The organism is Pontibacterium granulatum (assembly GCF_029961155.1).
Lineage (GTDB): Bacteria > Pseudomonadota > Gammaproteobacteria > Pseudomonadales > Balneatricaceae > Pontibacterium > Pontibacterium granulatum.
This window is the reverse complement of record NZ_JASBRH010000059.1, coordinates 1-1,019: the sequence shown is the minus strand read 5'-3', so window position 1 is coordinate 1,019 and position 1,019 is coordinate 1. Positions and strand designations below refer to the sequence as shown.

Annotated in this window: 1 protein-coding gene; it reads left to right on the top strand. The window is 48.7% G+C overall.

Features of this window, described 5'->3' with window-relative positions:
- Positions 1 to 681: 681 nt before the first annotated feature.
- Positions 682 to 1,019 (top strand): hypothetical protein (locus QKW35_RS21210; protein WP_282356382.1); only part of this gene is annotated, 338 nt, incomplete at its 3' end.

Genomic DNA, 1,019 nt, shown 5'->3' with positions numbered 1-1,019 from the left:
GATGTGAACTATCCGCTTAGCGTGGATGAAGTGATCACTCTGGTACGTGCAGCATTCGCCAACGATACCGCAGCCGCAGCGCATGCATTGTTGGCCGGCTACAACGAAACCTTCGATTGTCCGCTGGCACGAGCAGATCTGTAATCAGCTCTGATACTGCGTGATCGCAGACAATTCAAAGGATAAAGATTAAAAGGGCGATGCAGTTGCATCGCCCTTTTTCTTTTCTGGCAGGCTTTGTAAGTTATCACGTGAGCAAACGTAAACACCCGCGCATTAATTAATGTGAAGAGATTCAACAACTTACTATACAGACGTTTGCACCTGTCACTTAGGCTTTACAGTTCAACCCGGAATAGCCTGACCTTCTAATTTTTTTTCCTCATTAAATCAAACAGATACAACCAAGGCATGACAATTGCAGTACTCCTGTCGAGAGCGTAAGGGCGCTCCCATCCTTTTGCTGTTGGTGGAACGATGCCCTGCGGGTTAATAGATCCGCAGGGCGTCGTTTTAACCGCCAAAAGGACACTGAACACGCTTGATGCCCACGGTGTTCACACAACCAACTTACACCTGACCCCCGTTTTTATCCGACCGAGCAGTACGGTGCACGGAGCTCTCAGGGCCACGGACATCGCGCAAACAATGGAGCAAGCTGCGGTGCCGAGGAGGTAAAAGATGAAAGGTCTGACGAGAAGACTACTACGTTCCTCTTCATTCCTTGTAGCGGCTGGTTTTTCGACGTTGTTTGCGATTGTGACGGCCGTTTGGGCTGTAGATGAACTGAACATATTTGAGTTAGAAGGTGATGCTAAAGGTGCATCACCCGCAATGATGATTCCTGACGATTGGGAGGAAGTGTATAACGGTGACGACGCTGCCGATGTCAGTGTCTTTATATCCAGTGCTGAAGAACACCCGGATGTAGATGTGTCCTACTTTACCGGCGGTGGTTCTAAAGACGTAAATGATATCAGCGAATGGCAAAGCACCGAAAACAACGTCGCACCTGACAA